11 protein-coding genes are annotated in these 13,363 nt (G+C 59.8%); 3 read left to right on the forward strand and 8 right to left on the reverse strand.

Going from position 1 to position 13,363, the window contains the following annotated elements:
* Positions 1-620, forward strand: a 620-nt coding sequence (locus ACKWJN_RS15145; protein ID WP_408598272.1) for an aminotransferase class I/II-fold pyridoxal phosphate-dependent enzyme, incomplete at its 5' end; no start/stop codon positions are given.
* Between the two features lie 11 nt (positions 621-631).
* Here ACKWJN_RS15145 and ygiD read toward each other — a convergent pair.
* A complete protein-coding gene (ygiD, locus tag ACKWJN_RS15150; RefSeq protein ID WP_408598274.1) occupies positions 632-1,465 on the reverse strand; it encodes a 4,5-DOPA dioxygenase extradiol in 834 nt (277 codons plus the stop codon).
* 99 nt (positions 1,466-1,564) lie between these two features.
* Between ygiD and ACKWJN_RS15155 the strand changes: the two genes are divergently transcribed.
* Positions 1,565-3,022 carry a polyhydroxyalkanoate depolymerase gene (locus tag ACKWJN_RS15155; protein WP_408598276.1) on the forward strand — a complete coding sequence of 486 codons (1,458 nt, stop codon included), beginning with the start codon at positions 1,565-1,567 and terminating at the stop codon, positions 3,020-3,022.
* Positions 3,019-3,681, forward strand: a complete 663-nt coding sequence (gene rsxB, locus ACKWJN_RS15160) for an electron transport complex subunit RsxB (RefSeq protein ID WP_408598278.1) — start codon at positions 3,019-3,021, stop codon at positions 3,679-3,681. Before ACKWJN_RS15155 ends, rsxB begins: the two co-directional genes overlap by 4 nt.
* A 57-nt stretch (positions 3,682-3,738) precedes the next feature.
* Here rsxB and ACKWJN_RS15165 read toward each other — a convergent pair whose 3' ends face one another.
* From ACKWJN_RS15165 to scpA, 7 genes are all read right to left on the reverse strand, one after another.
* Entirely contained in the window at positions 3,739-4,710 is a 972-nt protein-coding gene (locus ACKWJN_RS15165) for a tripartite tricarboxylate transporter substrate binding protein (protein ID WP_408598280.1), read from the reverse strand.
* Between the two features lie 81 nt (positions 4,711-4,791).
* Positions 4,792-5,988 carry a M20 aminoacylase family protein gene (locus ACKWJN_RS15170; RefSeq protein ID WP_408598281.1) on the reverse strand — a complete coding sequence of 399 codons (1,197 nt, stop codon included), beginning with the start codon at positions 5,986-5,988 and terminating at the stop codon, positions 4,792-4,794.
* A 17-nt stretch (positions 5,989-6,005) separates the two neighbouring features.
* A complete protein-coding gene (locus ACKWJN_RS15175; RefSeq protein WP_408598283.1) occupies positions 6,006-6,491 on the reverse strand; it encodes a VOC family protein in 486 nt (161 codons plus the stop codon).
* Positions 6,491-8,539, reverse strand: coding sequence for an acetyl-CoA carboxylase biotin carboxylase subunit (locus tag ACKWJN_RS15180; RefSeq protein WP_408598284.1), 2,049 nt, complete (start codon positions 8,537-8,539; stop codon positions 6,491-6,493). Before ACKWJN_RS15180 ends, ACKWJN_RS15175 begins: the two co-directional genes overlap by 1 nt.
* Positions 8,540-8,926: 387 nt before the next feature.
* Positions 8,927-10,459 (reverse strand): acyl-CoA carboxylase subunit beta, encoded by a 1,533-nt coding sequence (locus ACKWJN_RS15185; protein ID WP_408598286.1) that lies wholly within the window; start codon positions 10,457-10,459, stop codon positions 8,927-8,929.
* Positions 10,460-10,489: 30 nt separating this feature from the next.
* Positions 10,490-11,503: a methylmalonyl Co-A mutase-associated GTPase MeaB gene (meaB, locus tag ACKWJN_RS15190; RefSeq protein ID WP_408598288.1), complete on the reverse strand. Its 1,014-nt coding sequence runs from the start codon at positions 11,501-11,503 to the stop codon at positions 10,490-10,492.
* A 30-nt stretch (positions 11,504-11,533) separates the two neighbouring features.
* Positions 11,534-13,363, reverse strand: a 1,830-nt coding sequence (scpA, locus tag ACKWJN_RS15195; protein ID WP_408598289.1) for a methylmalonyl-CoA mutase, incomplete at its 5' end; no start/stop codon positions are given.

Here is a 13,363-nt window from a genome sequence, read left to right on the forward strand (position 1 = left end):
CGGCCCAATGGGACCAAGTGGTGGCTGTGGTCAAGGCAAAAAACCTGACCGCGTTCTTGGACATGGCCTACCAAGGCTTTGGCCACGGCATTGCCGAAGATGGCGCTGTGATTCAAAAGTTTGTCGCCGCCGGTCTGTGCTTTTTTGTCTCCACCTCGTTCTCCAAGAGCTTCAGCTTGTATGGTGAGCGCGTGGGCGCTTTGAGCGTACTGTGCGCCGACAAAGAAGAAGCCAGCCGCGTGCTGAGCCAACTCAAGATCGTCATTCGCACCAACTACTCCAATCCACCCATCCACGGCGGTGCCGTGGTGGCCGCCGTATTGGGCAACCCTGAGCTGCGCGCCTTGTGGGAAAAAGAACTGGGCGAGATGCGCGTGCGCATCAAAGCCATGCGCCAAAGGTTGGTGGATGGTTTGAAAGCCGCTGGCGTCAAGCAAGACATGGGCTTCATCACCACCCAAATCGGCATGTTCAGCTACTCCGGACTGAACAAAGACCAAATGGTGCGCCTGCGCAACGAGTTTGGGGTTTACGGCACCGACACCGGCCGCATGTGCGTGGCCGCGCTCAACAGCAAGAACATCGACTACGTCTGCGCCTGCATTGCCAAGGTGATCTGAGCCTTAAGCGCTCAGTCCCAAATGACGGAGCGCATGGCAATGGAGGCCAGCTGGTACCCCTCGTTGAAAAACGTCACGCTGTCCCCGGGTTCTGCTGCGCCTGCCGCATAAAGCAAAGGCAAGAAATGGTCGTAGCTGGGGTGCGACATCTGCGCGGTTTGACCTTGCGCTTGAAAATCCACCAAGGCCTGGTTGTGGCCGGCGCTGATTTGCGCTGCCACCCATTGGTCAAAGGCAACCACCCAATCGTAGGCTTGGTCGTCTGCCGCTGAGCGTTGCATGGTGCGCAAGTTGTGCACCGTGTTGCCACTGGCCATCACCAACACACCCTGATGTCTGAGGCTGCGCAACTGCTGGCCCAAGGCATAGTGCTCCGCCATGGGACGGCTGTAGTCCATGCTCAGTTGCACCACCGGAATGTCTGCCGCAGGAAACATGGGTTTCAGCACGCTCCAGCAGCCATGGTCTAAGCCCCATTGGGTCAAGTCCACGCCCAAGGGCTCGCCGTTGGCAGGTTGACGCCATTGCTGTGCCTTCTGCGCCGCCCATTCGGGCGCACCCGGCGCAGGGTATTGCTGTTCAAACAGTTCCTGAGGGAACCCACCAAAGTCGTGGATGGTTTTGGGTTGCGCCATGCCCGTGAGCTGCCAGCCCTGGGTGATCCAGTGGGCAGAAATGCACAAAATCAGCTGGGGCTTGGGCCATTGGCTGCCAAACAACCTGCCGATACGCTGCCATTCACGGCGAAATGGGCTGTCTTCAATCGCGTTCATGGGGCTGCCGTGTCCGACAAATAAAACCGGCATGCGGGCCGTGGTTGTGGTGTTCGATGGGGAGGTGGTCATGGGGCGCTGAAGACAAGCAAGTTCAATTGGGGGACAGACTCCATTTTCACCCCAGTCGCTGCTGTTATATTGCACTGCAACATCATCTTCCAAAGACACATGCTTTACCAAATCTTCGAAACTCAGCGCACCTTGATGGAGCCGTTCGCAGACTTTGCGCAGGCCGCATCCAAGCTCTACAGCAACCCGCTCTCCCCCTTGGGCCAAAACCAACTCGGACAACGCATTTCTGCGGGCTACGACTTGCTCTACCGCTTGGGCAAAGACTACGAAAAGCCACAATTTGGCATCCAATCGGTCGAGGTCAACGGTGTGGACGTGGCCATCCACGAACGCATCGAACTCGACAAACCTTTTTGCGAATTGCGCCGCTTCAAACGCTACACCGATGATTCCAACACGCTGACCAGCCTCAAGGGCCAGCCCGTGGTGCTGATCGTGGCCCCCTTGTCAGGTCACTACGCCACCTTGCTGCGCGACACCGTCAAGACCATGCTCAAAGACCACAAGGTCTACATCACCGACTGGAAAAACGCCCGTCTGGTGCCCTTGAGTGATGGCGAGTTCCACCTCGACGACTACGTGAACTACGTGCAAGAGTTCATCCGCTACTTGCAAAATCACTACGGCAACTGCCACATCATGAGTGTGTGTCAACCCACGGTGCCGGTGTTGGCGGCAGTCTCCCTGATGGCCAGCCGCGGCGAAAAAACGCCTCTGAGCATGACCATGATGGGTGGGCCCATTGACGCCACCAAATCGCCCACCGCGGTCAACAACCTGGCCATGAACAAGAGCTTCAGCTGGTTTGAAAACAATGTGATTTACCGCGTGCCCGACAACTTCCCAGGTGCAGGCCGTCGCGTCTACCCAGGCTTTTTGCAGCACACCGGCTTTGTGGCCATGAACCCGGATCGCCACTTGAAGAGCCATTACGACTACTTCAAAGACCTGATCAAAGGCGACAACTCCAGCGCCGAGTCACACCGCCAGTTCTACGACGAGTACAACGCAGTGCTCGACATGGATGCCGATTACTACCTGGAGACCATCAACACGGTGTTCCAAGAGTTCAAGCTGGTGCGAGGCACTTGGTACGTCAAGTCTGAACAAGGGCAACTGGAATTGGTTCGCCCGCAAGACATCCGTGGCACTGCACTGCTGACGGTCGAAGGCGAACTCGACGACATCTCGGGCTCAGGCCAAACCGTGGCTGCGCACGACCTGTGCACAGGCATCGTGCGCCAAGAGCAGCACCACTTGGAAGTGCCCGGCGCAGGCCACTACGGTATTTTCAGTGGTCGCCGATGGCGCGACGTGGTGTATCCGCATGTCAAGAGCTTCATCTTGGCGCATCAAAAAGCAGCTCCCCCCAAACAGGGCGTCAAGGCCCCTGCTGTCGCCAAGCCCAAAGTTGTGCGCCCTGCTGCCAAAAAAGCAGCGGCCAAGGTCAGCTCAACCGCGCCGGTGGTGGTGAAAAAAGTGTCTGCCCGCGCTGCCCCTCCGTCTGTTGCAGCCAAGCCCGCAGCCAAGAAAGCTGTGCGCGCGAACAAGTGAGTCTGGTTGAGCGTCTCAACGACGCTTTGCCACAAACACAGTGCACGCGCTGCGGCTACCCCGACTGCCACAGTTACGCCCAGGCCATGGCCCAGGGCGATGCTGGCACCAACCAATGCCCGCCTGGAGGACAAGCAGGCGTTGAACGCTTGTCATCGCTCATGGGCCAAGCAGCGCTCCCACTGAGTGCTGAACACGGCATGGAAGGCCCCCGCCAAATGGCCATCATCGACGAGGACTGGTGCATTGGGTGCACGCTGTGCATTGCCGCCTGCCCGACAGACGCCATCTTGGGTGCCAACAAACGCATGCACACCGTCATCGAAGCTTATTGCACTGGCTGCGAGTTGTGCATTCCGGTGTGTCCCGTCGACTGCATTCAACTCGAACCCGTTGACCCTGCCCTCACGGGCTGGGCCGCTTGGTCAGCCGAGCAAGCAAGCCAAGCCCGCGAACGCTTCCGCTGGCACCAGCAACGCAGTGCCCGTGAGGCACAAGACACCACGCAGCGGCTGCAAGCCAAAGCGCTCAAAAAATTGGCCGATTTGCCCGCCCATACCCATGGTGCAGAGGGTGCTGGCAGCGCGCCTGAAGTTGACCGCAAGCGCGCCATCATCGAAGCCGCTTTGGCGAAAGCCAAAGCTCGCGCACAAAGCTGAACGGCCCCAGGTGGGGCCGTTTCAAACGCTGGCACAGGCGCTTGAGGCCTGCTCGCCTCACTCGATGCGTGCGCCCGAGGCCTTCACAATTTGCCCGGCCGTGTCCCAGTCCGCGCGCAACAAGCGCTGAAACTCATCCGACGACATGGCACCCGGCTCAACCCCCAGCTTGGTGAACCGCTCTTGCACCACCGGATCTGCCAACACCTTGGCCATGGCCGCGTTGATGCGGTCCACCTCGGCCTTGGGCGTCGAAGCCGGTGCCAACAAGCCAAACCAGGAGTCGAACTTGAAGCCCGGCAAACCGGCCTCGGCCACAGTGGGCAACTCCGGCATGAACTTGGAGCGCTGGCTACCGGTGTAAGCCAGCAGCTTGATGCGCGGGTCTTGGCGGAACCCCGCCACACCGATGGTGGCCGAGGTCACACCTTGCACGCGCCCGGCCAGCACTTCGTTGACTGCGTCGCCGGTGGACTTCATCGGAATGTGCTGCATGCTGGCACCCGCTTTGGCCAGAAACGACGCCATGCCCAAATGTGTGGCGCTGCCGTTGCCCGCCGACGCGTAGTTGAGTTGACCGGGCTTGGCCTTCAAGGCGCGCACATACTCGGCCAGGTTGTTCACGCCCATGTTGGCAGGCGCCGCCACCACGTAGCCCGAATAGCCCAACAAGGCCACGCCCACAAAGTCCTTCACCGGGTCGTAGGGCAACTTGGCATACAAATGCCCTGCCAGGTTATGGCTGGCAGCGGCCAGCACCAGGGTGTTGCCGTCAGCCGCTGCGTGGGCCACTTGGGCGGTGCCCACCGTGCCGCCTGCACCCGCACGGTTCTCCACCAACACCGTCGCGCCCAGGGCTTGGCCCAATTCGTTGTTGAAGGTGCGCGCCAGCGTGTCTTGCACCGCACCGGGTCCAAAAGGCACCACCAAGTGCACCACGCGTTGCGCCCAAGCAGAACCCAAGGTGCATGCGCTCAAGGCCAGCATCAAGCTCAGGCCGCGAAGTGTGTAGGGAGAAGTCATGGACATCCTTGTTGAATCAATGAGGAAAACAGATCTCGGTTGTGTCGGATGTCCTCACACGCAGTGCAACACCCCACATCAAGTCTCTCAGGGGCGTGCCAGCCAACGCTCCACCAAGCGCACAAAATAGCTTGCACCCACCGGGATGATGGCGTCGTTGAAGTCAAACGAGGTGTTGTGGATCACGCAAGCACCGGGCCCATGGTCGGGCATGCGGTGGCCGCCATCGCCGTTGCCAATGAAGGCATAGCAACCGGGCTTGGCGCGCAGCATGTGGGCAAAGTCTTCGGCGGTCAGCACGGGCTCGAAGGCGTCGTTCACGTCCTGCACACCCACGATCTCGCGCATCACCTCGGCGGCAAACTGGGCTTCAAACGCATGGTTCACCACGGGGGGCGAGGCCCGCACAAAGCTCACCTCGGCCTGGCAGCCATGGGCCAGCGCCGTGTGTTCTGCGGTGCGGCGCAGCGCCGCTTCCAACAGGTCCAGGGCGTGGTCTGAAAAGGTGCGCACCGTGCCGCCCACCCAAGCCACATCAGGAATCACATTCGGCGCGCCAGAGCCCTGGATTTGCGTGACCGCCAGCAGCACCCGCTCACGCGAGTCGATCACGCGAGGCACCAAGGTTTGCAACTGCTGCGCCAAGTTGATGGTGGCGGCCACCGGGTCGGTGCCGGTGTGCGGCATGGAGGCGTGGGTGCCACGCCCGCGCAGCGTGACGCGCCAGGTGTTGCTCGACGCCATCAGGGCTCCGTGGTTCAGTGCAAACGATCCAGCCTTGGCACCCAAAGAGAAGTTGTGCAAGGCAAACACCGCCTCACAAGGAAAGCGCTCAAACAAGCCTTCGTCAATCATCTTCTTGGCGCCCGCCTTGCCCATTTCTTCGGCAGGCTGAAAGATGAAGTTCACCGTGCCAGCAAAGTCACGGCGTTGCGACAGCTGCCAGGCGGCCGCCAGCAGCATGGTGGTGTGGCCGTCGTGTCCGCACGCGTGCATGCGCCCGTCGTGTTGCGAGCGGTGGGGGAAATGGTTGTCTTCTTGCAGCGGCAGCGCGTCCAAGTCGGCGCGCAAGCCAATGCTGTGTGCCCCCTCGCGCCCGTGTAAGACGCCCACGACCCCGGTGTGGGCGATGCCGGTGTGAACCTCCAGACCCCAAGCGCGCAAACGCTCAGCCACGATGGCACTGGTGCGGTGTTCGTCGTACCCCAACTCGGGGTGGGCATGGATGTCACGCCTGAGTTTTACAAAATCTGAACAATCGTCAAAACACGTCAACACCGCCATGCAGGCCCCTTGGGGGTTTAGGAAGCAGCCAGTTTACTGAAGGCGCTCACCACCTCTGGGGGCGCTTGCACCAGCTCAATCAGCACACCCTCCCCGCCAATGGGAAATTCGTCGCTGGCTTTGGGGTGAAGAAAGGTGATGTCAAACCCTGCTGCGCCTTGGCGGATGCCGCCCGGCGCAAACCGCACGCCTTGCGCACTCAACCATGCCACCGCCTCAGGCAGCTTGTCGATCCACAAGCCCACATGGTTCAAAGGGGTGGTGTGCACCGCTGGCTTTTTGTCGGGGTCCAAGGGCTGCATCAAATCCACCTCGACCTTGAATGGTCCCACGCCCATGGCGCAAATGTCTTCGTCCACGTTTTCACGTTCGCTCTTGAAGGTGCCCGTCACCTCCAAGCCAAACATGTCAACCCAGAGTTTTTGCAAGCGCCCTTTGTCTGGGCCACCGATGGCGATTTGCTGGATGCCCAGCACTTTGAAGGGGCGTGTAGTTGCAGACATCACTCAAACTCCACAATCATCTGGTCCACCGTGAGAGACTCGCCCTTGCTGGCCACCACGCTCTTGACCACGCCGTCTTGGGTGGCAAACAACACGTTCTCCATCTTCATGGCTTCGATCACGGCCACGCGTTCACCGGCTTGAACTTTCTGACCCGGTTTGACCGGCACATCCACCAGCAGGCCCGGCATGGGCGACAGCACAAAGCGGCTCAAGTCAGGCGGTGCTTTGTACGGCATGAGTTGGTGCAACTCGGCCATGCGGGGCGACATCACCAAGGCGTCGATGCGGGTGCCGTTGTGTTGCACTTGCAGCACCAAGGGGTTTTTCACCGTGCCTCGCTCGACTTGCGCTGTGAAGGGCTGGCCGTTGACCGTGCCCGAGATGCGCACATCGTTCAAGCGCGAGTGGCTTTCGATGGCGTAGGTCTTGTCACCCACTTGAATATTGGCCAAGCCGCTTTGACCACGGAACTCGTCCACATGCACTGGCTTATGGCTGTTGTGGCCTTGTGCGCCCAACACCACCACGGTGTAGTCCTGGCCAATCTTGACGTCGTAGCCAGGCAACTGCCCGCTGAGGTTGGCCGCGCGCTCGCGCGATTTGCGGCGCACAAAAGCGGCCAGCGCCACCAAGAAGTCGGGATCGTCATGCGGCACGTCTTCGGCGCGGAAACCATGGGCGTACTGCTCGGCAATGAAGCCCGTGTTGAAGTCACCCGAAACAAACTTTGGGTGCGCCAGCAAAGCCGCTTGGAACGGAATGTTGGAGCTGATGCCACGGATGACAAAGCCGTTCAAGGCTTCACGCATCTTGGCAATCGCTTCGTTGCGGTCTTTGCCGTGCACGATGAGCTTGGCGATCATCGAGTCATAAAACATCGGAATCTCGCCACCGTCTTGCACACCGGTGTCCACGCGCACGCCGAACAAATGGTCGGTGTTGCCTTGGAACATGGTTTGTGCGGGCGTTTGAAAACGCACCAAGCGCCCGGTCGATGGCAAGAAATTACGGAACGGGTCTTCGGCGTTGATACGGCATTCAATGGCCCAGCCATTGCGTTTGACATCGGCTTGCGTGATGGGCAGCTTCTCGCCCGCAGCCACCCGAATCATCAACTCCACCAAGTCCAAGCCGGTGATGGCTTCGGTCACGGGGTGCTCCACCTGCAAACGGGTGTTCATTTCGAGGAAGTAAAAACTCTGGTCTTTGCCGACCACAAACTCCACCGTGCCCGCGCTTTGGTACTTCACCGCCTTGGCCAACTGCACGGCCTGCTCGCCCATGGCTTGGCGGGTGGCCTCGCTGATGAAAGGCGAAGGCGCCTCCTCGATCACTTTTTGGTGACGGCGCTGGATCGAGCACTCGCGCTCGTTCAAATACACCACGTTGCCGTGGCTGTCGCCCAACACTTGAATTTCGATGTGGCGCGGCTCTTCGACAAATTTCTCAATGAACACACGGTCGTCGCCAAAGCTGTTGCGTGCTTCGTTGCGGCAAGAGGTGAAGCCCTCCAAAGCTTCTTTGTCGTTGAAGGCCACGCGCAGCCCCTTGCCACCACCGCCAGCGGAGGCTTTGATCATCACGGGGTAGCCAATGCCTTGGGCAATTTGCACCGCTTTTTCGGGGGTTTCGATGGCATCGTTGACACCGGGGATGCAGTTCACGCCCGCAGAGCCCGCCAATTTTTTCGACTCGATCTTGTCACCCATCGCGGCAATGGAGAAGTGGCGCGGACCAATGAAGGCAATGCCCTCGTCTTCGCAGCGTTTGGAGAACTCGGCGTTTTCGCTCAGGAAACCATAACCGGGGTGAATGGCCTGTGCACCCGTGGCTTTGGCAGCGGCGATGATTTTGTCGGCCACCAGGTACGACTCACGCGAGGCCGCCGGTCCAATCAACACCGCTTCATCGGCCAGTTGCACGTGACGTGCTTCTTTGTCGGCTTCGGAGTAAACGGCCACGGTTTGGATGCCCATTTTGTGGGCGGTGGCGATGACACGGCAGGCGATTTCGCCGCGGTTGGCAATCAGAATTTTGGTAAACATGGTCTTTCCTTATTAGGGTATCTGTTCAATGCTTTGCGGTGCTCGCCTTGGGCGTGTTGTGCGTTGGTGTGCTCGCCATGGGCATGCCGTGAGTTGCTGTGCTCGCCATGGGCGCGGCGTATCCGCCTCCGCTCATGTCCCCCGCCCTTCGGGCTCCCCCTTCACTTCGCTGCGGCGGACACACCGCACCCATGGCTGCGAAGTGCATCAAAGAATTCGGGTTGTCCGCTTCCCCTGCCGCAATAAAAAGTGCTGCATCAAGCGGGTAGCCTGAGCGCTTTGCGCAGGTAAAGGGGGAGGCCGAAGGCCGGAGGACACGGAGCAAAGCGCTCAGGCTACCCGCCCTCCCCAACCGACGTTTCAACTCAGTGTTCCGCATAAGCCAACTCAAAGCGGAATGTTGCCGTGCTTGCGCCACGGGTTGTCGATCTGCTTGTCTTTGAGCATCACCAACGAGCGGCAAATGCGCTTGCGGGTTTCATGCGGTTGAATCACATCGTCAATGAAGCCACGCGCACCCGCCACAAACGGGTTGGCAAAACGGGCCTTGTACTCGGCTTCTTTCGCGGCCAGTTTTTCTGGGTCACCCTTGTCTTCGCGGAAGATGATTTCCACCGCGCCCTTGGCCCCCATCACCGCAATCTCGGCATTGGGCCAGGCAAAGTTCACGTCACCGCGCAGGTGCTTAGACGCCATCACGTCGTACGCACCGCCATAGGCCTTGCGCGTGATCACCGTGATCTTGGGCACCGTGCACTCGGCATAGGCGTAGAGCAACTTGGCACCGTGTTTGATGATGCCGCCAAACTCTTGGCTGGTGCCGGGCATGAAACCGGGCACGTCGACAAAGGTGATCACGGGAATGTTGAAGGCATCGCAAAAGCGCACAAAGCGCGCGGCTTTGATGGAGCTCTTGATGTCCAAGCAACCCGCCAACACCAGAGGTTGGTTCGCCGCGATGCCAACCGTTTGACCGGCCATGCGGGCAAAGCCAATCAAAATGTTTTTCGCGTAGTCGGGTTGCAGCTCAAAGAAGTCGCCATCGTCCACGGTTTTGACGATCAGCTCTTTCATGTCATAGGGCTTGTTGGGGTTCTCGGGCACCAAGGTGTCCAAGCTCACATCCATGCGTTCGGTCGGGTCCCCGTTGTGGCGCACCGGCGCTTTCTCTTTGTTGTTGAGCGGCAGGTAGTTGTAGAGACGGCGCAACATCAGCAAAGCTTCGACGTCGTTTTCAAACGCCATGTCGGCCACACCGCTCTTGGTGGTGTGGGTCAATGCGCCGCCCAGCTCTTCGGCGGTCACCTCTTCGTGCGTGACCGTTTTGACCACTTCAGGGCCGGTGACAAACATGTACGAGCTGTCTTTGACCATGAAGATGAAATCGGTCAAGGCCGGCGAATACACCGCCCCACCGGCAGACGGCCCCATGATCATGCTGATCTGTGGCACCACACCGCTGGCCATCACGTTGCGCTGGAACACATCGGCATAACCGCCCAAGCTGGCCACACCTTCTTGAATGCGGGCACCCCCTGAATCGTTCAAGCCAATCACCGGCGCGCCCACCTTCATGGCCTGGTCCATGATCTTGCAAATCTTTTCGGCATGGGTTTCCGACAAAGCGCCGCCATACACCGTGAAGTCTTGGCTGAACACAAACACCAAACGACCGTTGATCATGCCGTAGCCTGTGACCACCCCATCACCCGGAATTTTGTTGGCTTCCATGCCAAAGTCGGTGCAGCGGTGCTCGACAAACATGTCCCACTCTTCGAAGGTGCCTTCGTCGAGCAACACCTCAATGCGCTCACGCGCCGTCAACTTGCCTTTGGCGTGTTGCGCGTCGATGCGCTTTTGGCCTCCGCCCAAGCGCGCCGCGGCACGTTTTTGTTCCAGTTGTTCAAGGATGTCTTGCATGGTTGCACTCTCTTTTATGGAAGATAGGTTTCAGCTCTGCGCTTGGTAAGCGCTGAGCAGTTGTCTGGCAGCGGTCGAAGCAGCCAACTGCCCCGCCGCCACTTGTTGGCTGAGTTCGGGCAGCAGCGATTGCACGCGTGGCTGCGACCGAAAGGTGTGCTTCAAACCGGCGTCGATGCGCTCCCACATCCACGACAGGGCTTGGTTTTGGCGCCGCGTCTCAAAGCGGCCATTGTTGACTTGCAGGCCTTTGAATTCGCTCACAGCAGCCCAAAACGCATCCACACCCTGGTTGAGCAAAGCGCTGATTTGCAGCACCTTGGGGTGCCACACGCTGTCGTCGCCATGCGGGTGGCCCGACGAGGCATGCATGCCCAGCAGCTGCAAGGCACTGGTGATTTGCAGCTGTGCCCGTGTCGCGGCAATGGTGTCGATGTCGGCCTTGTTGATGGCCACCAAATCCGCGATCTCCATCACACCTTTTTTGATGGCTTGCAAATCGTCGCCCGCGTTGGGCAATTGCAGCAAACAAAACATGTCGGTCATGTTGGCCACGGCGGTCTCGCTTTGACCCACGCCCACGGTTTCTACCAGCACCACGTCGTAGCCAGCGGCTTCGCACACCAGCATCGACTCACGGGTTTTCTCAGCCACGCCGCCCAAGGTCCCGCTCGATGGGCTGGGGCGGATGTAGGCCTGTGGATGCACGCTCAAATGCTCCATGCGGGTTTTGTCCCCCAAGATCGAGCCGCCCGACACGCTGGACGATGGGTCCACCGCCAGCACAGCCACCCGGTGGCCCTGGCCAATCAAATACAAACCCAAGGCTTCGATGAAGGTGGACTTGCCCACCCCCGGCACGCCGCTGATGCCCAGACGAAACGACTGGCCGGTGTGCGGCAGCATGGCAGTCAACAAGGCATCGGCCAACACACGGTGGTCGGTGCGGGTCGATTCAAGCAGGGTGATGGCCTTGGCCATGGCGCGGCGCTGCACCGCTGCGTTGCCGTGCAGCAGTCCGTCGAGCAATTGCTCAGGTGTCATGCCTTGTGCCTAGGTGTGGGTTGAAGAGGTTTAACCCAAGGCCTTCTTAATTTGCGCCAACACATCTTTGGCGCTCACAGGGATGGGCGTGCCCGGACCGTAAATGCCTTTGACGCCTTGCGCATACAAGAGCTCGTAGTCTTGGCGTGGAATCACGCCACCCACAAACACGATGATGTCGTCAGCCCCTTGCTTTTTGAGCTCGGCAATGATGGCAGGCACCAAAGTCTTGTGACCCGCCGCCAAGGTGGACACACCCACGGCATGCACATCGTTTTCAATCGCTTGGCGGGCACACTCTTCGGGGGTTTGAAACAGCGGTCCCATGTCCACATCAAAGCCCAAATCGGCATACGCAGTGGCCACCACTTTGGCACCCCGGTCGTGGCCGTCTTGGCCGAGTTTGGCAATCATCACGCGCGGGCGGCGACCCTGTTGGTCGGCGAACTCGGCAATCTCAGCCTTGAGCGCATTCCAGTAGTCCATGGTGTCTCCTTCGCCCGAGGCTGAGTCGTAGGCAGCCGCGTACACACCGGTCACCTTTTGGGTGTCGGCGCGGTGGCGGCCAAACACCTTCTCCAGCGCATCGCTCACCTCCCCCACCGTGGCACGCAAGCGCATGGCTTGGATGGTCAGGTCCAGCAAGTTGCCTTGGCCTGACTCGGCCGCCGCCGTGAGCGCGTCGAGCGCGGCTTGCACGCGGGCGCTGTCACGTGTGGCTTTGATGTGCTTGAGGCGTTCAATCTGGCCATCGCGCACGCGCACGTTGTCGATGTCCAAGGTGTCGATCGGGTCTTCTTTGGCCAGCCTGTATTTGTTGACGCCCACGATGACGTCTTTGCCCGAGTCGATGCGGGCTTGTTTTTCAGCCGCTGCCGCTTCGATCTTGAGCTTGGCCCAGCCGCTGTCCACGGCTTTGGTCATGCCGCCCATGGTTTCAACTTCCTGGATGATGGCCCAGGCTTTGTCGGCCATCTCTTGGGTCAAGGACTCCATCATGTAACTGCCCGCCCAAGGATCGATCACGCTGGTGATGTGGGTCTCTTCTTGGATGATCAACTGGGTGTTGCGGGCAATGCGCGACGAAAACTCGGTGGGCAAAGCGATGGCCTCGTCAAAGCTGTTGGTGTGCAAGCTTTGCGTGCCACCAAACACGGCGGCCATGGCCTCGATGGTGGTGCGCACCACGTTGTTGTAGGGGTCTTGCTCGGTCAGCGACCAGCCCGAGGTCTGGCAGTGGGTGCGCAGCATCAGGCTCTTGGGGTTCTTGGCGTCAAAACCGCTCATGATGCGGTGCCACAGCAGGCGCGCCGCGCGCATCTTGGCCACTTCGAGGTAGAAGTTCATGCCGATGGCCCAGAAGAAGCTCAGGCGGCCGGCAAACTCGTCCACATCCATGCCCTTGGCGATGGCGGTCTTCACATACTCCTTGCCATCGGCCAGGGTGAAGGCCAGCTCAAGCGCCTGGTTGGCGCCGGCCTCTTGCATGTGGTAGCCCGAGATGCTGATCGAGTTGAACTTCGGCATGTTCTTGGCCGTGTACTCGATGATGTCGCCGATGATCTTCATCGACGGCTGCGGCGGGTAGATGTAGGTGTTGCGCACCATGAACTCTTTCAGAATGTCGTTCTGAATGGTTCCGGACAGCTTGTCCTGGCTCACGCCCTGCTCTTCGGCGGCCACCACATAGCCGGCCAGCACCGGCGGCACCGCGCCGTTCATGGTCATGGAGACCGACACCTTGTCGAGCGGGATCTGGTTGAACAAGATCTTCAGGTCTTCAACCGAGTCAATGGCCACGCCGGCCTTGCCGACATCACCGGTCACTCTCGGGTGATCGCTGTCATAGCCGCGGTGGGT

The sequence above is a fragment of the Limnohabitans sp. genome, from assembly GCF_046052825.1.
Classification (GTDB): Bacteria; Pseudomonadota; Gammaproteobacteria; order Burkholderiales; family Burkholderiaceae_C; genus Limnohabitans.